The organism is Pantoea sp. B9002, assembly GCF_013385945.1.
Lineage (GTDB): Bacteria > Pseudomonadota > Gammaproteobacteria > Enterobacterales > Enterobacteriaceae > Pantoea.
On sequence record NZ_JACAPA010000059.1, the window covers coordinates 103,481 to 125,265 of the forward strand.

Below are 21,785 nucleotides of genomic sequence, written 5' to 3' on the forward strand. Positions count from 1 at the left end.
ACTGGGATGAGGTTGAACAAGCGGGAGAAATCGGCGTTGGGAAACGTTGCGCAGGAAATCGTTGAGGTATGCAGAGGGATACAGCGTTTTGTGAGGCGGATTCAGAATTGAGGTGCGATTTGGAGAGTGAGATGCAGTGAGAATTGAGGTGCGGGTGAGTAGAGGTCGCCATGAATGGCGACCCTACGGAGTGTTGTTAAATTGCGACAGGCGCTTTAATCGCTGGGTGCGGATCGTAGCCTTCAATCTCGAAATCATCGAACTGATAATCGAAGATAGAGGCCGGTTTACGCTTGATCACCAGCTTCGGCAACGGACGCGGCTCACGCGTCAATTGCAGGCGCGCCTGCTCTAAATGGTTGCTGTACAGATGAGTATCGCCACCGGTCCAGACAAAATCGCCCACCTCGAGATCGCACTGCTGCGCCACCATATGCACCAGCAGCGCGTAGCTGGCGATGTTGAATGGCAGACCAAGGAAGATATCGCACGAGCGCTGATAGAGCTGGCAAGAGAGCTTGCCGTTAGCCACGTAGAACTGGAAGAAGGCGTGGCAAGGCGCCAGAGCCATTTGATCCAGTTCGCCCACGTTCCACGCTGAGACGATGATGCGACGCGAATCCGGGTCACGCTTCAGCTGCTCAATCACTTTACTGATCTGATCAATCTCTTCACCCGAGGCGCTGCCCCAGCTGCGCCACTGCTTGCCGTACACCGGGCCAAGATCGCCGTTCTCATCTGCCCATTCGTCCCAGATGGTGACCTTGTTCTCTTTCAGGTAACCGATGTTGGTCTCACCTTTCAGGAACCACAGCAGCTCATGAATGATGGAGCGCAGGTGCACTTTCTTGGTGGTGACCAGCGGAAAACCGTCCTGCAAATTGAAACGCATCTGGTGGCCAAAGATGGAGAGCGTGCCGGTGCCGGTGCGGTCGGCCTTTTCTGCGCCTTCATTCAGCACATGTTGCATTAGGTCCAGATACTGTTTCATTTTACCTCACGAGTTTGTTGCTGCGGGCGACGACGATACGCCCAGATCATCATAATCACACCGGCCAGAATCATTGGGATCGACAGAATCTGTCCCATGCTGACGCCGCCTTCAAACAAGCCAAGCTGCGCATCCGGCTGACGGAAGAACTCCACGATGATGCGGAATGCGCCGTAGCCAATCAGGAACAGGCCCGAGACGCTGCCCATGGGACGCGGCTTGCGAATAAACAGGTTGAGAATGATGAACAGCACAATGCCTTCGAGGCACAGCTCATACAGTTGCGACGCATGACGCGGCAGCACGCCGTAGGTGTTCAGCAACTCCTGGTACTGCGGATTATTGGCCGCCAGCGCGATATCTTCGCTGCGTGAACCGGGGAACAACATCGCGTATTTGAAATCGGGTGCCACGCGGCCCCACAGTTCGCCGTTGATGAAGTTACCGAGACGACCGGCACCCAAACCAAATGGGATCAGCGGGGCAATGAAATCCGCTACCTGGAAGAACGTGCGCTTGGTGCGGCGTGCGAAGATCAGCATCACCACAATCACACCAATCAGGCCGCCGTGGAACGACATGCCGCCATCCCAAACCTTAAACAGATACAGCGGATTCTCAAGGAACAGCGGCAGGTTGTAGAACAACACATAGCCGATACGTCCACCGAGGAATACGCCGAGGAAGCCCGCATACAGCAGGTTTTCCACTTCCTCTTTTTTCCAGCCGCTGCCAGGTTTGTTGGCTCGGCGCGTCGCCAGCCACATGGCAAATACAAAGCCCACCAGATACATCAAGCCGTACCAGTGAAGCGAAACCGGTCCGATAGAGAAAATTACCGGATCGAATTGGGGAAACGAAATGTAGCCGTCAGTCATCTTTCACCATCATTTTTCTGCCCTGAAACGGGACAATAAAAGGCTGCGCATGATAGCACAGCCACTTTTTTTACAGGTCGTGAAGTTGTAACCGTTAACGCCCGCCGCGAATCAAACCGCCTAAACCACGGCGCTCCATAAAGGTGGAGACCAGATGGCGCACTTCCGAGGCGGTATGCGCGGCCAGTCCATGCTCGCTGAGCTTCTGCGCCTCTTCAAAATCGAGATGGCGCAGCAGATATTTCACCCGCGGCACGTTCTTGCCGTTCATGCTGAGATGGTGATATCCCATGCCCACTAACAGCGCGACACACATTGGATCGCCGGCCATTTCACCACACAAGCAGAGCTCCAGTTTGGCCTGGCGGGCTTCGCTGGCAATGGTGTGCAGCGCCCGCAGCATCGCCGGATGCAGCGAATCATACAGGTTCGCCACGCGCGTGTTGTTGCGATCAACCGCCAGCAGATATTGCGTCAGATCGTTGGTGCCGACGGAGACGAAATCCACGCGATCCGCCAGATGCGGGATCATAAACAGCATCGACGGCACTTCAATCATGATGCCAATGCGCGGCTTGGGAATCACATAGCCAAGCATCTCTTCCACTTCGCGGCCGGCACGATCGATCAGGCGACGCGCATCATCGATCTCATCGATGTGGCTGATCATCGGCAACAGAATGCTCAGGTTGCCAGACGCCACATTGGCGCGCAGCATCGCGCGCACCTGCACCAGGAAGATTTCCGGCTGATCGAGCGTTAAGCGAATGCCACGCCAGCCAAGGCACGGATTCTCTTCGCTGATCGGCATATACGGCAGCTGTTTGTCCGCGCCGACATCCAGCGTACGCAGCGTCACCGGTTTGTCGTAGAACAGCTGCAACATGCCCTGATACTGCGCCACCTGCTCCTCTTCGGACGGGAAGCCGTTGTGCAGCATGAATGGAATTTCGGTGCGGTACAGACCGATGCCATCCACCCAGTTATCGAGCGCCTGCTCGTGTTCCGGGCTGAGACCAGCATTCAGCATCACCTGAATGCGTTCACCGCTTTTCAGCTCGCCGGGCTGCTCGACCACGCCTTCGGCCATTTTGCTCAGCGCGTTCTCTTCGCTGATTAAACGCTGATACTCCTGCACCAGCACCGGTTCCGGATCGATCAGCACTTCGCCGCGATAACCATCAACAATCAGCAAGCGTTTGTTGAGCTGCGCCGGCAGGATATCGGCGCCCATCACGGTGGGAATACCCATCGCGCGCGTCAAAATCGCCGCATGCGAGTTGGCGGCACCGTCGCGCACCACCACGCCCGCCAGACGCTCCTGCGGCAATTCAGCCAGCGTGGTGGCGGTGAGTTCATCAGCGACTAACACGAAGCGTTCCGGCCAGGCATTGGTGCCGACCAGGGAATCATCGAGGTGGAACAGCAGACGTTGACCGAGCACGCGCAAATCGCCGGCACGCTCGCGTAAATATTGATCCTGCAAGTTGGCGAACTGCTCGGCGAACTTCTCGATCACCGTTTTAACCGCCCACTCCGCAACCGATCCGCGCTCGATCTCATCAAACAGATCTTTTTTCAGGCGTGCATCGGTGAGCAGGTGCGAATAGAGATCGAAGATCGCCGCGCTCTCTTTCTGCACGCTGGCAGCAAAGCGTTTGCTGAAGCGGCGGAATTCGTTGCCGGCCTCGCCCATCGCCAGCACCAGACGCTCGCGTTCGCGCTGCACGTCAAGGGTGGACGCAGCGGAAACCTGATCGAGCAGCGGCTGGGTTTCATCCACCCAACCCGGCGCGACCGCCACGCCCGGCGCAGCGGCAATCGCTTTTACCCGCGTCTGACGGAATTGACCAAACAGTTGACCGAGCTGCGACTGCGACAGCAATCCCGCCATTTGCGTGGCGAGCGTGACGAGGAATGACTCTTCGCTTTCATCAAACTGACGGTGTTCGCGCTGCTGGATAACCAACACGCCAAGCAGCTGGCGGCGGCTGATAATCGGGACGCCGAGGAAGGAGCGATAACGCTCCTCTTTAACAGAAGGAATGTATTTAAAGCTGGGATGGCTTTGCGCGTCGGCGAGGTTGATCGGCTCGGCTAAGCGTCCAACGAGGCCAACAATGCCTTCGTCAAACGCCAGCGTGACCGTACGACCACGCGGCTTTTTTAGCCCGCGTGTCGCCATCAGGTAGTAGCAACGACGATCGTGATCGGCGAGATAAACCGAGCAAACCTCGGTTTCCATCGCAAGGCAAATTTCGTTTACCAGAATGTCGAGTGCTTCATTCAGACGTGGAGCACTCGCCACTTTCTCTACAATTTCGCGTAACTGAGTGAGCATAAAGGGCGTGGCCTATCCTCTTTTACGTCGTTGGGCGGCGTTATTACGCTGCCCCGCACTCTCCTGCATAGACATCACTACGCCCGCGAATTCTTTCATCACGCGGCGATACACATCGCGCTTGAAAGAGACCACCTGACGTACCGGATACCAGAAGCTAACCCAGCGCCAACCATCAAACTCGGGCGTGCTGCTGTGCTGCACATTGATTTCCGCGTCACTGCACATCAACTGCAGAAGAAACCACTTTTGTTTCTGGCCGATACACACCGGCTTTGTGTCCCAACGCACCAAACGTTTTGGCAACTTGTAGCGTAACCAGTTTCGGGTTGAAGCAAGTATTCGAACATCTTTGCGGTGTAAACCCACTTCTTCGAACAGTTCGCGATACATCGCCTGTTCAGCAGTTTCACCCGGATTGATGCCTCCCTGAGGAAATTGCCAGGAGTGCTGTCCAAAGCGCCTGGCCCACAACACTTGTCCTTGCCTGTTACAGATTACGATACCAACATTCGGGCGGTAGCCATCATCATCGATCACTGGACTACCTCAAAGCTAAATTTGAATAGCCTGATTGTTTCACACTCCTTACAGGCGGTAAACCACTGGATAGCGGGCCGCAGACGGAATAAAAACAGGATAACTCACAGAGATTAGCCAAGTTATAAACAGAGAGGCCCATTTATCGGCGATCTTATTCACGTTTTCTGTGGATAGCTTTGTGCAGAACACGGGAATGAATTGAATAACCCCTTCGGATAAATCTCATTACTCAACATGACAACAGCAATAAAAAGCATATTTTTCATTGTCATATAACTTATTAACCGTTAAATCTTTACCAGGATCCACGGTTATACTCCGCTCAGTTTTTTCGATCGGTTAAAGATCCATCACCGACGTTTTTATCCACAGAGAATGCCCTAAACCTGGCCAAAGAAAGGAAAAAAAGCGTTCAAAACGCGAAAGTCAAGGCTGTAAATGGAAACAGGGGTACAGCGAAAGGGGTGTTACCCCACTTTTCTGTGGATAACTAGGTTCAACACCTGTTCATTGTCGATAACAAGCTGGGATAACCTGGCCATATCATCGGATCGCCCGATTCTATTGGAATAAAAAAGCATGCTGAATCATGCTATTATCACCTTTATTCAACTAACTGCCATGTGGACAAACCCGGCTCGCGTTTACTGTTCACTCTTCAACCAATGTGAGTTTTAGCATGCACTCCTCACCGTTATTGCCATCGCCACCTGAAAACGAAGCGGAATTACTGCAGCGCGCACAGCAGCTGGCGGGACAGACCTTTGCCGCGCTGGCGGCGCAGATTAACCTGCCGATTCCGGCAGATTTGAAACGCGACAAAGGCTGGGTTGGCATGCTGTTAGAACTGCATCTGGGCGCCATCGCCGGCAGCAAAGCCGAGCAGGATTTCGCCCATCTCGGCATTGAGCTGAAAACCATTCCGGTGGATGCGCAGGGCAAGCCGCTGGAAACCACCTTCGTGTGCGTCGCGCCGTTAACCGGCAATAGCGGCGTGACCTGGCAAACCAGCCATGTGCGGCACAAACTGGCGCGGGTGCTGTGGATCCCGATCGAAGGCGATCGTGCCTTGCCGTTAGCCGAGCGCCGCGTCGGTTCGCCGCTGCTGTGGCGTCCGAGTGCAGAAGAGGAGCAGCAGCTGCGCGAAGACTGGGAAGAGTTGATGGATATGATTGTGCTCGGCCAAGTGGAGCGCATCACCGCACGTCACGGTGCCTGGCTGCAAATCCGCCCTAAAGCCGCCAACAGCAAAGCGTTGACTGAAGCGATTGGCGAACACGGCGAGCCGATCATGACGCTACCGCGCGGCTTTTATCTGAAGAAAAGCTTCACCGGTCCGCTTTTGGCGCGACATTTTTTACTGTAAATGCATATTGCTGCCGATAATTTTAGGAATGATGCGATTACTCCTAACGACGAAAGCATTTATTACTACACTTTTGCTGTTGAAGTCGCGAGAAGGAGATAAGAATGAAAGGGTTGGTGAGTGCAGTAGGTTTAACCTTGGTGACGCTGTTATTGAGTGGTTGTAGCAGTGATTACGTCATGGCGACCAAAGATGGCCGCATGATCATGACAGATGGCAAACCCGCCATCGATAAAGAGACCGGATTGGTACAGTACACCGATGAGAAAGGCCATCAGATGCAGATCAATGGTGACGAGGTTTCAACCATCATTGAGCGTTAAGTGCCAAATTGCCCTGCCTGCACGCGTTTTCCCCTTGTGCAGGCGATTTCCCGAACTTTCCCCTCTTCCTTCCGCGCCGCTTCACACGCTATAGTCCCAAAGGACACAACATTCCCTTTCATAATGAAAAAAGGATGCCGGCACATGCACTATCACCGTATTCCCCATAGCACGCTGGAAGTGAGTCAGCTGGGGCTTGGAACCATGACGTTTGGTGAGCAGAACAGCGAAGCCGACGCCCACGCACAGCTTGATTACGCGGTTAGCAGTGGCATCAATTTGATTGATACCGCGGAAATGTATCCGGTGCCGCCGCGCCCGGAAACCCAGGGATTAACCGAACAATACATTGGTAGCTGGCTGAAGAAGCGCGGCAGCCGTGACAAAATCATCCTCGCCAGCAAAGTGGCCGGTCCGGTACGCGGCGCGGATGCGTCGATTCGCCCGAATCAGGCGCTGGATCGCAAAAACATCCGCGAAGCGCTGGATGCCAGCCTGAAACGCCTGAACACCGATTATCTCGATCTCTATCAGCTGCACTGGCCGCAGCGTCAGACCAACTACTTCGGCAAGCTGGGCTATCAATACACCGATTCCAGCGTGCCGGTGACGCTGCTGGAAACGCTGGAAGCGCTGACCGAACAGGTGCGCGCCGGTAAGATTCGCTACATTGGCGTGTCGAACGAAACCGCGTGGGGCGTGATGCGTTACCTGCAGCTGGCTGAAAAACATGAGTTGCCGCGTATCGTTACCATCCAGAACCCGTACAGCCTGCTGAACCGCAGCTTCGAGGTCGGTTTAGCGGAGATCAGCCAGCATGAAGGCGTCGAGCTGCTGGCGTATTCAAGTCTGGCGTTTGGTACGTTGAGTGGCAAATACCTGAACGGTGCGAAACCAGCCGGTGCGCGCAATACGCTGTTTAGTCGCTTTACCCGCTACAGCGGCGATCAGTCACAGCAGGCGATTGCTGCCTATGTTGCGCTGGCGCAGAAGCACAATATGGATCCGTCGCAGATGGCGCTGGCGTATGTGCGTCAACAGCCGTTTGTCGCCAGCACCTTGCTGGGCGCCACCACGTTGGAGCAGTTGAAGATTAACGTTGAGAGTTTCAATCTGACGCTGAACGCCGATGTGTTAGAGGAACTGGAAGCGATTCATCGCCAGTTTACCTATCCAGCGCCATAAATCGCACCACACCGTAGCGGCGCGATTTATCGCGCTCTTTAAAAACGCCGCACATTTTTCCCATTGTGCGGCATTCGCCACAGCGCAATAAATTGCGCCGCTACGACGCTATGCGTTTTGCTATTTCCGCGCTTTCCACCACAACACCGCAATCGCCACGGCGAAAATCGCGCCGAATCCGACGCCGGTCGCCACTGCAGGCGCGCCCAGCTTAATCGCCACGGTATACAATCCCAGCATCAGCAGCATTGCGGTATTCTCACCGAGATTCTGCACCGCAATCGCGTTGCCTGAACCCACGGACGCCTTGCCACGCTCCTGCAACAGCGCATTGAGCGGCACCACGAAGAAACCACCCAGCGCACCAATCAGCATCAGCACCAGATAGGCATTCAACAAGCTGGTTTGCAACGCGAACACCACCACCATCACGCCAATCAGCACACCGGCTGGCATGCAGCGACGCACGGTTTGCAGCGTCACCAGCTTCGCAGCCGCTGCCGCGCCAATCACGATGCCAATCGCCACCATTGCATTCAGCGTGGTTGGGGTTTTGTTGTCGCTGATACCGAGCGCCACCGGCACCCACAGCACCAGCAGGAAACGCAGCGTCACGCCCGCGCCCCAGAACAAGCTGGTGCCGAGCAGCGAGAAGCGCGTTTCGCCGTTGCGCCACAGCAGCTTAGTGGCCGCGATAAAACTGCGCAGCATCGCGCCAAAATGCCAGCTCTGGCCGGGACGCGCCGCCGTCAGGCGCGGAATAAAGATGTTCGCCACCACCGCCATCGCATAGGTCATGGCACACACCACCAGCGCGGCGACCAGGTTCCAGTCCGCCAGAATACCGCCCGCCACCGAACCCAGCAGAATCGCCGCAATGGTCGAACCTTCCATTAAGCCGTTGGCTTTTACCAGCCGTTCACCGCTGGTGATCTCCGTCAGGATGCCGTACTTAGCCGGTGAATAGGATGCCGCGCCAATCCCCACCAGCGTATAGCCAAGGAACGGATTGAAGCCGAGGCAGATGGTCAGCGCGCCAAGCAGCTTAAGGCTGTTGGCGAACATCATTACCCGACCTTTGGCAAAGCTATCCGCCATCTGTCCAACGAACGGCGCGAGCAGAATGTAAGTGGCGACAAACAGCATTTGCAGGATCGGCTGACTCCAGTCCGGATAGAACTGATTTTTCAGCAGCGCCAGCGTGGCGAACAACAGCGCGTTGTCGCCAAATGCCGAGAAGAACTGCGCGACAATCACCGCCAGCATGTTGCGCGATAACAGCGGTGCATCGTTATTTAACGCCTGGCTCATGCCTGCTCCTCTTCCGCCAGCTGCTTCAGGCTGACATAGTCCGGTTTGCCGCTGCCCAGCATCGGCAGCTGTTTCATCACGCGGATATCACGCGGCACCGCCAGTTCCGGCGCGCCAATCTCACGTGCGGCTTTCAGCAGCGTGTCGCGGCCCAACTCGCTATCGGTAGTAAACAGCACCAAGGCTTCACCACGATTTCCGTCCGGACGCAGCGACGCCGCATGCTGTTTCTCGTTAGAGGCTTTCAGCGCAATCTGCTCCACAATCTCCAGCGACACCATCTCACCGGCAATTTTGGCGAAGCGTTTCGCACGGCCCTGAATCTGGCAGAAACCACCTTCATCAAAGCTGACGATATCGCCGGTGTCGTACCAGCCCGCTTCCATCTCGCCTTCGCCGTTATCGGCGACCGGCACTTCCAGCACGCCCGGATTCTCCACGCGCAGATAACCGTTCATCACGTTTGGACCGCGCAGCTGCAGGCGACCGCCCTGCTCAATGCCCGGCACCGAAATCAGACGCGAATCCATGCCCGGCAGAATGCGGCCCACGGTGTGATTTTTTGCCGCCATCGGCACGTTGATCGCCACCACCGGCGCGCACTCCGTCACGCCGTAGCCTTCAAGAATGCGGATGCCGTATTTCTCCATGTAGATCTGACGCGTCGCTTCCTGCAGTTTCTCCGCGCCCGCCACCACATAGCGCAGACGCGCAAAATCGTAAGGGCTGGCGAAACGCGCGTAGTTGCCGAGGAAGGTTGAAGTACCAAACAGCACGGTGCAGTTACGGTCGTAAACCAGCTCCGGCACGATGCGGTAATGCAGCGGGCTCGGATAGAGAAACACCTGCGCGCCGGTCAGCAGCGGGGTAAACAGGCCAACGGTTAAACCGAAAGCATGGAACAGCGGTAGCGCCGACATAAAGCGGTCGCGCGGGGTGAAATCCGCCACGGTACGAATCTGTTCAACGTTGGCCAGCAGGCTTTTATGCGAGTGCACTACGCCCTTGGGATTACCTTCCGAACCGGAGGTAAACAGCACCATCGCCGCCTCTTCTGGCTGCTGCTTAACCTGCGCACGACGCGGCATCAGCAGATGCGCCAGAATCCACAGCTTGTCTTGCAAGGTGACGGTATCTTTCAGATCTTCCAAATAGATCCACTGCACCTCAGTCAGCCCTTGCGGCAAATGCCACAGGTTGCCTTTTTCGAGGAACTGCCGCGACGTGAACACAGTTTTGACCTGTGAAGCGGTCAGCGCCGCGCGCATGCCGTTGACGCCCGCAGTGTAATTCAGCATGGCTGGAACGCGGCCGCGCAGCGACGCACCGAGAATCGCCGCCGCCGTCACCGTGGCGTTCGGCAGCAGCAGTCCGACGTATTCGCCTTGCTGGCTGTAGCGCTCAAGAATGCGGCCCACGCCGAGCGCTTTCTTCAGCAAACCGGTGTAGCTATCCGGTTTGAAGTTGACGTCTTCGATGCACGGCTTCATCGCCCCATAACGCTGACGCGCATTAAGGAAAGCTTCGAACAGCGTTTCACGCGGACGCACCGCCATGCGGGCTTCCATCATCACATGGTGCAAGTGTTCGCCCGCCAGCGTGCGGCGATCTCGCGCGCGCTTAGCTTCAGGCATCGGAATTACCGTTGGCGGCAGCACCGTTAAGGTGATGCGCGGAAACAGACGGCGTTTAAACACGCCCGCCAGACGACCGAACGGCGTATATTCCGCGCCTTCGATACGCATTGGCACCACGGTGGCACCGGATTTCGCCGCCACAAAGCCCGCGCCGCTGTAGATCTTCATCAGCGATCCGGTCACGGTGATGCGCCCTTCCGGGAAGATCACCACTGGACGGCCCTGATTGATCATGCGCACCAGATGTTTGATCGACATCGGCTTGGTGGGATCGAGCGGAACGAAGTCGATAATCGGCTTCAGCAGACGCATAAACCATTGATCGCTGATTGATGAATAGACCGCAAACACCGGTTTGATCGGCAGAAACAGCGCCAGTAAAACCCCATCCAGAAACGACATGTGATTGGGGGTAATCAGCACTTTCTCTTTGTGCAGCGCCGCGAGATCGCCGCGCAGTTCCACGCGCCACAGCACACGGAACAGAAAACGGAAAAAGGTCAGTAACATGCCAGCTCCTTAGCATTCGTAAAAAATGGCTCTTACGATGCAGGATCTGGGGATTTTCGACAAGTGGCGCGGTGATATTCGTGCTGGTTTGACATTTTTAGCCCCGACCAACATTGCGCAATAAATTGCGCCGCTACGGAATGTGCACGCTTATGTAGCGGCGCGATTTATCGCGTTGTTTTGACCTGATTTATGGCTGCCAGCCGCCGCCCAGCGCTGCGATCAGACCGACGCTGCTGACCCACTGCGTGCTCTGCAGCGACAGCAAACTCTGCTGCGCGCTCAGGCTGCTGTTTTCGGTGGTGGCGACGTCGAGATAGTCGATCATCCCGGCGTCATACTGATTGCGCGTCACGCGCGCGGATTCCTGCGCCGCGTCGGTGGCGCGCTGCTGCGCGGCGATTTCGCCCTGCAAGGTGTTCAGCTGCACCAGATAATCCTCCACTTCGCCCATGCCGGTCAGCACCGACTGGCGATAGCTGGCGACGCTGGCATCATAGGCGGCGCGTGCCTGATCCACTTTCGCTGAGGTGGCTCCGAAATCTAACAGCGTACCGCTCAGCTCCGGCCCCAAAGACCAGACGCGATTGGGCAGCGAGAACAGGCTGTTGATCGCCGATGAACTCACACCGCCGCTGGCGCTCAGCGTCAGGTCGGGATAGTAACCGGCAATCGCCACGCCGACCGCCGCATTCGCCGCCGCCACGTTGCGCTCGGCATAGGCGATATCGGGACGGCGCTGCAACAGCTGCGACGGCACGCTGTTTGGAATCGCAGGCAGCGCCGCCTCCAGCGTCGCCACCGGCAAGGAGAAATCCGCCGGTGCGCGGCCCAGCAGCAGCGCAATGGCGTGCTCCATCTGCGCACGCTGCCACTGGTAATCCTGCGCCGAGGCACGGGCGCTCTCCAGCTGCATCTGCGCCTGCGCTAAGGTGGCGCGCGATTCGCTGCCCGCCGCGTATTTGTTTTGAATCACCGTCAGATAGCGCTGATAGGCCGCGATACTGCGCTGATAGAGCGCGATTTTATCGTCGATAATGCGCAGCTGGAAATAGTCCTGCGCCAGTTCGGACTGCGCGCTCAGGGTGATATTCGCCAGCTCGGCTTTGCTGGCTTCGGCGCTGGCGTTGTTCTCCTCCAGCGTGCGTCGCAGTTTGCCCCACACATCCAGCTCCCAGCTGGCACTGAGATCGGCGGCATGGCTGTTGCTGACGCTGCGCTGTCCGGTGGCGCTGGCGCGGCTGCCGCTGCGCGTGCTGCTGGCGTCGTAGCCCACCGACGGCAACAACTCCGCGCGTGATTGCCCAGCCAGCGCCTGTGCTTCGCGGTACTGCGCGGCGTAGCTGGCAACGTTCTGGTTGGAGATGCTCACCTGCTTCAGCAGGCTATCCAGCGTGGCATCGTGATACACCAGCCACCATTCACCTTTGCTGTTTGCATCCTGCGGCGTCGCCTGCGTCCAGCCTTTGGCTTCTTTGAAATGGGTCGGCATCGCCGTGCTCGGGCGCTGATAATCGGGGCCAACCGCGCAGCCTGCCAGCAGCATCACGGTGAGCAACGGCGTAATTTTCAGGGATATTTTCATCTATCGGGATTCCACATGACGCAACCGCAGCCACTGACGTTGCGTGGCGCGGCTCAAACGATCGAGCCAGAGATAAACCACCGGCGTAGTAAACAGCGTCAGCAACTGGCTCAGCGCCAAACCACCGGCAATCGCCAGCCCCAGCGGGCTACGTAAGTCGGCATCGCCGCCGCTGCCCAGCGCCAGCGGCAGCGCACCGAAGAACGCCGCCAGCGTGGTCATCATGATCGGCCGGAAACGCATCAAACAGGCTTGGGTGATCGCCTGCTGCGGCGTCATGCCTTTGCTGCGTTCGGCGTGAATCGCAAAATCGATCATCATGATGGCGTTCTTTTTCACGATACCAATCAGCAGGATGATGCCGATCAGCGCGATCACCGTCAGCTGCGTGTTGGTCAGCAGCAGCAACAGCAGCGCGCCCACGCCCGCCGACGGCAGCGTTGAGAGAATGGTGATCGGATGGATGTAACTCTCATACAGCACGCCGAGCACGATATACACCGCCGCCAGCGCCGCGATAATCAGCCACGGCATGGTGGCGGTAAGCTGGGCGAATGCGGCGGCGGTGCCGGCAAAACCGGCCTGAATGGTGGAAGGTAAACCGAGCTGCGCCATCGCCTGCTTAATCAGCGCCTGCGCCTGCTCCAGCGACACGCCATCGTTGAGGTTAAACGCCACGGTGCTGGTGGCGGATTGGCCCTGATGCGCCACCGACAGCGGCGCGTTGCCGCCTTTAAAGCTGGCGAACGCGGCGAGCGGCTCGCGATCGCCGCTGTCGTTAATCACATACAGCTGCTGCAGAATCGCCGGATCGCGCGTGTAGCTATCCTGCAGCGACATCACCACATGATACTGATTGAGCGTGTGATAGAGCGTGGCGACCTGGCGCTGGCTGAAGGCGTTATTTAGCATGGTGTCGAGCATCTGCACGTTAACGCCAAGCCGTTGGGCGCGGTCGCGATCGATGTTGATCACCACTTCCTGACCGCCGGTTTGCGAATCAGAATCGACGCTATTCAGCTGCGGGATCGCCGCCAGCGCCGCCTGCACTTTGGGCGTCCACTCACGCAGCAGATCGAGATCGTCGGCCTGCAAGCTGTATTGATAGGTGGCGTTGGCGCTACGTCCACCGATGTGCAGATCCTGCGCCGCCATCAGGAACATCTGCGCGCCGGCGATGTGGCTGGTTTTCATACTCAGGCGGTTCGCCACTTCGGTGGCGGTGGCATCGCGCTTGTCAAAATCCTTCATGCGCACAAAGAAGTTGGCGCTGTTGCGCGAGCCGAACATGCCGCTGCCCATCGACGACATCACGCTCTCCACCGCCGGATCGGACTGGATGATGTTGGTGAACTGCAACATTTTCGGCTTCATCGCCTGGAAGGAGATGTTCTGATCGGCGCGCAGCGCGCCCATCAGCAGGCCGGTATCCTGATTGGGGAAGAAGCCTTTCTGCACCACCGAGAACAGAAACAGGTTCAGCAGCACGGTGAGCACCAGGCTGAACATCGTCAGCTTTTGGTGCGCCATCACCCAGGTTAACCCGCGCGAGTAAGCCGCCAGCAACGCGTTAAGTTGGTTTTCGATAAACTGATACAGCGGATGCGGCCGTTTGGTGACTTTGGGTTTTGGCTTGAGCAAACGCGCGCACAGCATCGGCGTCAGGCTCAGCGAGACAAACATCGAGATCAGCAGCGACACCGTCAGCGTCACAGCAAATTCGCGGAACAAGCGCCCGACGATGCTGCCCATCAGCAGAATCGGGATGAACACCGCAATCAGCGACATGGTCATCGACAGCACGGTAAAACTCACTTCCTGCGCGCCACGCAGCGCCGCACGCAGCGGACTGAGCCCTTCTTCGATATGGCGCGTGATGTTTTCCAGCACCACAATCGCGTCATCGACGACAAAGCCGGTGGCGATAATCAGCGCCATCAGCGACAGGTTATCGAGGCTGTAACCCAGCAAATACATTACCGCGCAGGTGCCAATCAGCGAGACCGGCAGCGCCAGCGCCGGGATAATCACCGCCTGCACGTTGCGCAAAAACACAAACACCACCGCGATCACCAGCAGCATTGCCACCAGCAGCGTCTCTTCGGTGTCGTACAGCGAGGCGCGCACCGTCGGCGAGCGATCCACCACCACTTTCAGCTGGGTATCGGCGGGCAGATCTTTTTCCAGCGCCGGCAGCTGCGCTTTGATGGCATCAATGGTGTCGAGCATGTTGGCACCGGCCTGGCGCTTAATGCCCACCATCACCGATGGCATGGCGTTGAGGAAACCGGCCTGATACTGATCTTCAACGGAGTCATAAACGGTGGCGACATCACGCAGCCGCACCGCTTTGCCCTCTTTATACGTAACGATCAGATCCTGATACTGCGCGGCTTTATCCAACTGGCCGTTGCTGTCCACCACCCACGACTGACTGCTGCCCTGCAAAATGCCCTTTGGCTTATTGCTGGTGCTGTTGGCGATGGCGCTACGCACCGTATCCAGCGAAATGCCATATTGCGTCAGCTTCAGCGGCTGCAGATCGATTCGCACCGCCGGTAAGGCGCTGCCCATCAGCGACACTTCGCCCACGCCTTTCACCTGGCCCATCGCCTGCTCGATTTTGCTTTCGGCCAGATCGTAGAGTTCGCCCGGCGTGCGCGTGGCGGAAGTCAGCGCCAGCATCACAATCGGCGCATCGGATGGATTGGCTTTGCGATAGGTCGGCAGCGACTCCATGGCGCTCGGCAGTAAACTGCGTGAGGCGTTGATCGCCGCTTGCACGTCACGCGCCGCGCCGTTGATGTCGCGATCGAGGTCAAACTGCAAAATCACGCTGGTCGATCCCTGCGAACTGCTGGAGGTCATTTCGGTGACACCGGCGATCTGCCCCAGCGAACGCTCCAGCGGCGTGGCGACGGTTGCCGCCATGGTTTCCGGGCTGGCACCGGCCAGGCTGGCGCTGACCATGATGGTGGGGAAATCCACCTGCGGCAGCGGCGCCACCGGCAGCAGCCGATAGCCCAACGCGCCCAGCAGCAGGATCGCCAGCGTCAGTAATAACGTGGCAACCGGGCGGAAGATAAACAGCCGGGTTAAGTTCATCGCTCGCCCCGCGCCTGCTGCTGCTTGCGCTGCATGTAGCGCTTGCCGCGCTGCGCGATGCCATCAAACCACAGGTAAATCACCGGCGTGGAGAACAGCGTCAGCACCTGGCTGACAATCAAACCGCCAACAATCACCAGACCGAGCGGCTGGCGCAGCTCGGCACCGGAACCGGACGCCAGCATCAGCGGCAGCGCACCGAGCAGCGCCGCCATGGTGGTCATCAGAATCGGGCGGAAGCGCAGCAAACACGCCTGATGAATCGCGTCCCGCGCGCTCATGTGCTGCTTGTTTTCCGCCTCCAGCGCGAAGTCGATCATCATAATCGCGTTCTTCTTGACGATACCGATCAGCAGGATCACGCCAATCAGCGCAATCAGGCTGAACTCGCTACCCGCCAGTAGCAGCGTCAACAGCGCGCCGACCGCCGCCGACGGCAGCGTCGAGAGAATGGTCACCGGATGGATAAAGCTCTCATAGAGAATGCCGAGCACCACGTACATGGTGATCAACGCTGCCAGAATCAGCCACAGCGTGTTGCCGGTGGCGCTCTGGAACGCCGAGGTTTCGCCCTGATAACGCAAGGTGATGCTCGACGGCAGATTGAGCTGCTGCGTCACTGCGGCAATCGCCTTCTGCCCATCCTCCAGCGAATAGCCTTGATTGAGATTGAACGACACCATCACCGCCGGGAACTGATTGAGGCGCATGTGCATCAGCGAACCGGTGCGCTGGTGAATGGTGGCGATGGACGTGAGCTTCACCATGCCGGTGGTGGTTGTGGTGGTGTCATCCGTGGTGGAAGTGCTGCTGCTAGCGCTGGTTACCGGCAGATAGACATCATCAAACGAGGCGGGCGATTGCTGATATTGCGGCGCCACTTCCAGCACCACGCGATACTGGTTGGCCTGCGTAAAGATGGTGGAGACCAGACGCTGACCGAAGCTGTTATACAACGCGGTATCGACGTCGGCGGCGGTAATGCCGTAGCGCGCCGCTTTATCGCGGTTGAGTTCGACGTAGGCGACGCGGCCCTGATCCTGCAGGTTGCTCACCACGCCGTTAAACTCCGGACGCTGCTGCAAGGCAGCGACCATTTTTGGCGTCCAGCTCACCAGGTTTTCGCTGTCGGCATCATCCAGCGTGAACTGATACTGACTCGGCGACACCTGATCGTTAACGGTCAAATCCTGCGCCGGTTGCAGATAGAGCTGAATGCCCGCCACCTGCTGCGCCGCCTGTTGTAGCTGTTTGATCACCACGTCGGCTTTGTCGTCGCGCTGGTCAAACGACTTGAGGTTGATCTGGATGCGCCCGCTATTCAGGCTGGTGTTGCTGCCATCAATGCCGATGGTTGAGGACAAACTCTCCACCGACGGATTTTGCAAAATCACCTTCGCCAGCGCCTGCTGCCGCTTCGACATCTCGCTAAACGACACATCCTGCGACGCCACGGTGACGCCCTGAATCAGCCCGGTATCCTGGGTCGGGAAGAAGCCTTTCGGGATGGCGATGTAGAGCAGCGCAGTAAGCGCAAAGGTCGCCAGCGCCACCAGCAGCGTCAGCTTCTGATGGTTCAGCACCACCGTCAGCATGCGGTCGTAGCCGCGAACCAGCTTGTCGAACAGTTCGCCGCCTTTACGCGAGAAGCGCGACTGTTTTTCTGGCGGAATGTGCTGCAACAGATAAGCGCACAGCATCGGCGTCAGGGTTAGCGACACCACCATCGACACCAGAATCGACACCGCCAGCGTGATGGCAAATTCGCGAAACAGCCGCCCAACCACGTCGCCCATAAACAGCAGCGGAATCAGCACCGCAATCAGCGAGAAGGTCAGCGAGATGATGGTGAAGCCAATCTGCTGCGAGCCTTTCAGCGCCGCCTGCATCGGCGTTTCGCCCTCTTCCAGCCGCCGCGAAATGTTCTCCACCACCACAATCGCATCGTCAATGACGAAGCCGGTGGCGATGGTCAGCGCCATCAGCGACAGGTTATTCAGGCTGAAGTCAGCCAGATACATCACGCCGAAGGTGCCAATCAGCGACAGCGGCACCGCCACGCTGGGAATCAGCGTCGCCGCCACGTTGCGCAGGAACAGGAACGTCACCATCACCACCAGCGCTACCGACAGCATCAGCTCAAACTGCACGTCGCTGATGGAGGCGCGAATGGTTTGCGTGCGATCCGACAGAATGCTCATCTTGACGCCGTCCGGCAGCGCCGCCTGCAGCTTCGGCAGCTGCGCTTTGATGCTGTCCACCACCTGAATCACGTTGGCACCCGGCTGGCGCTGCACGCTTATCACAATCGCCGGGCTGTTGTTGGCCCACGCCGACTGGAAACTGTTCTCCGGTCCCTGCTCGATATGCGCAATATCTTTCAGCCGCAGCGCCGCGCCGTTTTGGTAAGTGATGATCAGATTGCCGTACTCATCGGCGGTGCGCAGCTGATCGTTGGCATCGATGGTCACCGAGTGATACTTGCCGTCGAAGCCGCCTTTCGAGCCGTTCACGTTGCTGTTGCCGATCAGCGTGTTGACGTCCTCCAGCGACAGCTGATGCGCCGCCAGCGCTTTCGGGTCCATCTGCACACGGATCGCCGGTTGATGGCCGCCCGCCAGTGTCACCATGCCGACGCCGTTAATCTGCGACAGCTTGAGCGCCACGCGCGTGTTCACCAGATCCTGCACCTGCGTCAGGGGCAGCGTGTCGGAACTCACCGCCAGCGTAATCACTGCGGTATCGGCTGGATTGACCTTTTTGTAGGTTGGCGGATTGGGCAGATCGCTCGGCAGCAAATTATTGGCGGCGTTGATGGCCGCCTGTACTTCCTGCTCGGCGACATCCAGCGACAGATCGAGGCTGAATTTCAACGTAACGATCGACGAACCGCCGGAGCTGGTGGAGGTCATCTGGCTCAGGCCGGCCATTTGACCGAGCTGGCGCTCCAGCGGCGAGGTGACGGACGACGCCATCACATCCGGGCTGGCGCCGGGATAGAGCGTGGTGACCTGAATGGTCGGGTAATCCACCTGCGGCAGCGCCGAGGTGGAGAGAAAACGGTAGGAGAAGATACCGGCGATCAGCACGCCAACCATCAGCAAAATGGTGGCGACCGGACGCTGGATAAACAGGCGAGACGGATTCATTTGGCCTCGGCGCTCGCGGTGGTTTTCGGCGCATCAGCCAGCTGCACTTTGCTGCCGTTGGTCAGGCGATCGATGCCTTCGGTGACCAGACGATCGCCCGGTTCCACCCCTTTGAGGATCGCCTGCTGATCTTCACCAAACGTTGGCCCGGTGGTGACCGCTTTGCGCGTCACGGTGTTGTCTTTATTGATAACAAACACGAAGCTGCCGTCGCTGCTGAGTTGCAGCGCCTGCGCCGGGATCACCGTGACATTTTTCAGGATGTTGGTTTGCAGTCGCAGGTTGACAAACTGATTGGCAAACAGCGCTTCGTCTTCATTCGCGAAGCTGGCTTTCAGCTCGATGGTGCCGGTGGCGGTATCGATTTGGTTACTGATGAATTTGACCGCGCCTTGCGCCAACTGCGTGCTGTTGTCCTGATCAAACGCCACCGCTGGCAGGCTTTGCTCGCCGTGCAGCGCTTTGGTCAGCTGCGGAATGTTGCTCTGCGGCACGCTAAAGGTCACGGCGGCAGGCTGCATTTGCGTGACGACCACAATGCCGGTGGTATCGGTGGTTTGCACCATATTGCCAGGATCGACCAGCCGCAAACCGACACGACCGCTGATTGGCGAAGTGATGCGCGCGTAGTCGATATCCAGCTTAGCGCTGGCGATCTGCGCTTCATCAGCGGCGACCGCGCCTTGGTATTGCCCAACGGTGGCGGTTTGGGTATCGAGATCCTGGCGCGACAGCGAATCCTGCGCCGCCAGTTTCTGGTAACGCACCAGCGTTAACTGCGCGCTTTTCAGCAACGCCTGATTCTGATTGAGATCGCCCTGATACTGCGCCAGCGTCGCCTGATAGCTGCGCGGATCGATCTGCGCCAGCAGCTGTCCGGCGCTGACTTTCTGCCCTTCGGTAAAGAACACTTTTTCCAGCTGTCCGGCCACGCGGCTGGTGACCGTGACGCTGGCGTTGGGGATCACCGTGCCGAGCGCGTTGAGGTATTCCGGCACATCCGCGCTGCTGGCGACGCCGCTGTGTACCAGCGTGGCACCGCCCATCATCATCGCCATGCCCGGCGGGCCACCCGCGCCACCGCGATGACCGCCGCGTGCGCCCGGCTGTTTTCCGCCGCCCGGCATGCCGCCATGGCCACCGACTACGCGCCAGATCACGCCCGCCACAATCAATAGCACAAGCAATAACAGGAGCCATTTCAGCCAGCGGGAAAACGGGGAGCGGGAAGCGTTGTTAGTCATCAGGATCTTCAGGTTAGCCAGAAAACGGAAAATCCCCTGTAAAACAGGGGATTATTTCAAGGGGAAATCATCACTACGCGCATTATCGGTTGAATGCCCGCGCGAATTCCATACGCGAACCGTAAGGGTTTCGTTAAGGCGGTTAAGATTTCCAGCCGCCACCTAACGCCTTGTACAGGGTGATTTTCTGGCTCAGCTGCCCCAGATGCGCGCTGATCAGTGACTGCTGCGAACTGTAAAGCGATCGCTGGGCCACTAACACATTGAGATAATTGTCTACGCCTTGCTTGAAGCGCAATTCGGAATAGTCGTAGTCGCGCTGATTGGCGCCAACCTCCTGTTGCAGCGCGGTCAGCTGATCCTGCCAGGTATCCTGACCGGCCAGCGCATCATTCACCTCTTTGAACGCGGTCTGGATTGCTTTCTCATAGTCAGCAATTTCAATGCGTTTCTCGATATGCGCGATATTCAGGTTGGCCTGGTTTTTACCGCCGTCAAAAATCGGCAGGTTAATCGATGGCATGAATGACCATGCGCCGGTGCCGCCGCCCAGCAGGCTGCCGAGCGAGCTGCTGGTGGAGCCGCCGGACGCGGTCAGCGTGATGCTCGGGAAGAAGGCGGCACGCGCCGCGCCGATATTGGCATTGGCCGCCTTCAGCGTGTGCTCCGCAGCCATGATGTCCGGGCGACGCGTCAGCAGATCCGACGGCAAGCCAGCCGGCGTGGCCGGGAACTGCCAGTTGGCGTCCAGCGTGGCGTGCGACAGCAGCGTGGCGGGCAGATCGGTGCCGACCAGCAAGCGCAGCGCATCCACATCCTGCCGCACCTGGCGCGTGTAACTCGCCACGTCCGCCTGCGCCGCCCGCACCGTGCTTTCGGCCTGCGCCAGATCCTGATCGCTGCTGGCACCGCCGTCGTAGCTGAGCTTGGTCAGGCGATACGATTCCTGCTGGCTTTGCGCGGTGTGTTGCGCCAGATGCAGCAGATCGTTATCCGAACTCAGCGTCAGCCACGCCGTCGCCACTTCGGCGATCAGCGAAATGCGCGTGGCGCGTTCGGTGGCGGCGCTCGACAGATAGGTTTCCTGCGCCTGATCGCTCAGGCTCTGCAGGCGGCCAAAGAAATCCAGCTCCCACGACGTCACACTCAAGCCGCTGTTCAGCTCGTGATAGGTCACCGCGCCGCTGGTTTTGGTGTTGTAGAGATTGGCCGGTTCATGCGCCGAAGTCTGGCTGGCCGTGGCATTGATCGACGGCATCATTGCCGCGCGCTGTACCGTGACGCCCTGCTGCGCCTCTTGCACATTCAGCGCCGCCACGCGCAGGTCGCGGTTGTTATCGAGCGACAGCTGGATCAGGTTGCGCAGCGTGGCATCAGTGAAGAAGTTCTGCCACGGCAAATCGGCGACGTTGCCGACCGGCGTCGCCTGATCGTATTTAGCATCCACCGGCAGCGCCGGGCGTTGATAGTGCGGTGCCAGCGTACAACCGGCCAATGCCAACGCCAGCGGTAATAACGCGCGCTGGAAAAACTTGTGGTTCATGGTTAGCGATCTCTTCATTGTTATGTCTACCCAAGATGCTGTAAGCGCAATAAATTGCGCCGCTACAAATACGT

The 21,785-nt window shown here is 58.2% G+C and carries 14 protein-coding genes; 3 read left to right on the plus strand and 11 right to left on the minus strand.

Going from position 1 to position 21,785, the window contains the following annotated elements:
* Window positions 1-196: 196 nt before the first annotated feature.
* The 4 genes from thyA to rppH all read right to left on the minus strand — a co-directional run bounded on the left by thyA (window position 197) and on the right by rppH (window position 4,750).
* The gene (gene thyA, locus HX773_RS23760) at window positions 197-991 is read right to left on the minus strand and encodes a thymidylate synthase (RefSeq protein ID WP_176973571.1); all 795 of its coding nucleotides are present in this window, start codon (window positions 989-991) and stop codon (window positions 197-199) included.
* Window positions 988-1,869 carry a prolipoprotein diacylglyceryl transferase gene (gene lgt, locus HX773_RS23765; protein ID WP_008109262.1) on the minus strand — a complete coding sequence of 294 codons (882 nt, stop codon included), beginning with the start codon at window positions 1,867-1,869 and terminating at the stop codon, window positions 988-990. Before lgt ends, thyA begins: the two co-directional genes overlap by 4 nt.
* Window positions 1,870-1,963: 94 nt before the next feature.
* Complete coding sequence (gene ptsP, locus HX773_RS23770) at window positions 1,964-4,210, minus strand: phosphoenolpyruvate--protein phosphotransferase (protein WP_008109260.1); 2,247 nt, start codon at window positions 4,208-4,210, stop codon at window positions 1,964-1,966.
* A 12-nt stretch (window positions 4,211-4,222) separates the two neighbouring features.
* On the minus strand, window positions 4,223-4,750 hold the full coding sequence (gene rppH, locus HX773_RS23775; RefSeq protein WP_007890933.1) for an RNA pyrophosphohydrolase: 528 nt from the start codon (window positions 4,748-4,750) through the stop codon (window positions 4,223-4,225).
* Window positions 4,751-5,432: 682 nt separating this feature from the next.
* Here rppH and mutH point away from each other — a divergent pair.
* The 3 genes from mutH to HX773_RS23790 all read left to right on the plus strand — a co-directional run bounded on the left by mutH (window position 5,433) and on the right by HX773_RS23790 (window position 7,627).
* On the plus strand, window positions 5,433-6,119 hold the full coding sequence (mutH, locus tag HX773_RS23780; protein WP_176973572.1) for a DNA mismatch repair endonuclease MutH: 687 nt from the start codon (window positions 5,433-5,435) through the stop codon (window positions 6,117-6,119).
* A 104-nt stretch (window positions 6,120-6,223) separates the two neighbouring features.
* Window positions 6,224-6,442 carry a YgdI/YgdR family lipoprotein gene (locus HX773_RS23785; protein ID WP_176973573.1) on the plus strand — a complete coding sequence of 73 codons (219 nt, stop codon included), beginning with the start codon at window positions 6,224-6,226 and terminating at the stop codon, window positions 6,440-6,442.
* A 144-nt stretch (window positions 6,443-6,586) separates the two neighbouring features.
* Window positions 6,587-7,627: an NADP(H)-dependent aldo-keto reductase gene (locus HX773_RS23790; RefSeq protein WP_176973574.1), complete on the plus strand. Its 1,041-nt coding sequence runs from the start codon at window positions 6,587-6,589 to the stop codon at window positions 7,625-7,627.
* A gap of 120 nt (window positions 7,628-7,747) precedes the next feature.
* On the opposite strand, the gene lplT is transcribed toward HX773_RS23790, so the two are convergent.
* The 7 genes from lplT to HX773_RS23825 all read right to left on the minus strand — a co-directional run bounded on the left by lplT (window position 7,748) and on the right by HX773_RS23825 (window position 21,711).
* Entirely contained in the window at window positions 7,748-8,938 is a 1,191-nt protein-coding gene (gene lplT / locus HX773_RS23795; protein ID WP_176973575.1) for a lysophospholipid transporter LplT, read from the minus strand.
* Window positions 8,935-11,085, minus strand: a complete 2,151-nt coding sequence (gene aas, locus HX773_RS23800; protein WP_176973576.1) for a bifunctional acyl-ACP--phospholipid O-acyltransferase/long-chain-fatty-acid--ACP ligase — start codon at window positions 11,083-11,085, stop codon at window positions 8,935-8,937. The genes lplT and aas overlap by 4 nt, the downstream gene beginning before the upstream one ends.
* Window positions 11,086-11,275: 190 nt before the next feature.
* A complete protein-coding gene (locus tag HX773_RS23805) occupies window positions 11,276-12,670 on the minus strand; it encodes an efflux transporter outer membrane subunit (RefSeq protein ID WP_176973577.1) in 1,395 nt (464 codons plus the stop codon).
* Window positions 12,671-15,775, minus strand: a complete 3,105-nt coding sequence (locus HX773_RS23810; RefSeq protein ID WP_176973578.1) for an efflux RND transporter permease subunit — start codon at window positions 15,773-15,775, stop codon at window positions 12,671-12,673. It lies immediately after the preceding gene.
* The gene (locus tag HX773_RS23815) at window positions 15,772-18,924 is read right to left on the minus strand and encodes an MdtB/MuxB family multidrug efflux RND transporter permease subunit (RefSeq protein ID WP_176973579.1); all 3,153 of its coding nucleotides are present in this window, start codon (window positions 18,922-18,924) and stop codon (window positions 15,772-15,774) included. Before HX773_RS23815 ends, HX773_RS23810 begins: the two co-directional genes overlap by 4 nt.
* Entirely contained in the window at window positions 18,921-20,168 is a 1,248-nt protein-coding gene (locus tag HX773_RS23820) for an MdtA/MuxA family multidrug efflux RND transporter periplasmic adaptor subunit (RefSeq protein ID WP_176973580.1), read from the minus strand. Before HX773_RS23820 ends, HX773_RS23815 begins: the two co-directional genes overlap by 4 nt.
* Window positions 20,169-20,310: 142 nt before the next feature.
* Entirely contained in the window at window positions 20,311-21,711 is a 1,401-nt protein-coding gene (locus HX773_RS23825) for an efflux transporter outer membrane subunit (protein ID WP_176973581.1), read from the minus strand.
* Between the last annotated feature and the right edge of the window lie 74 nt (window positions 21,712-21,785).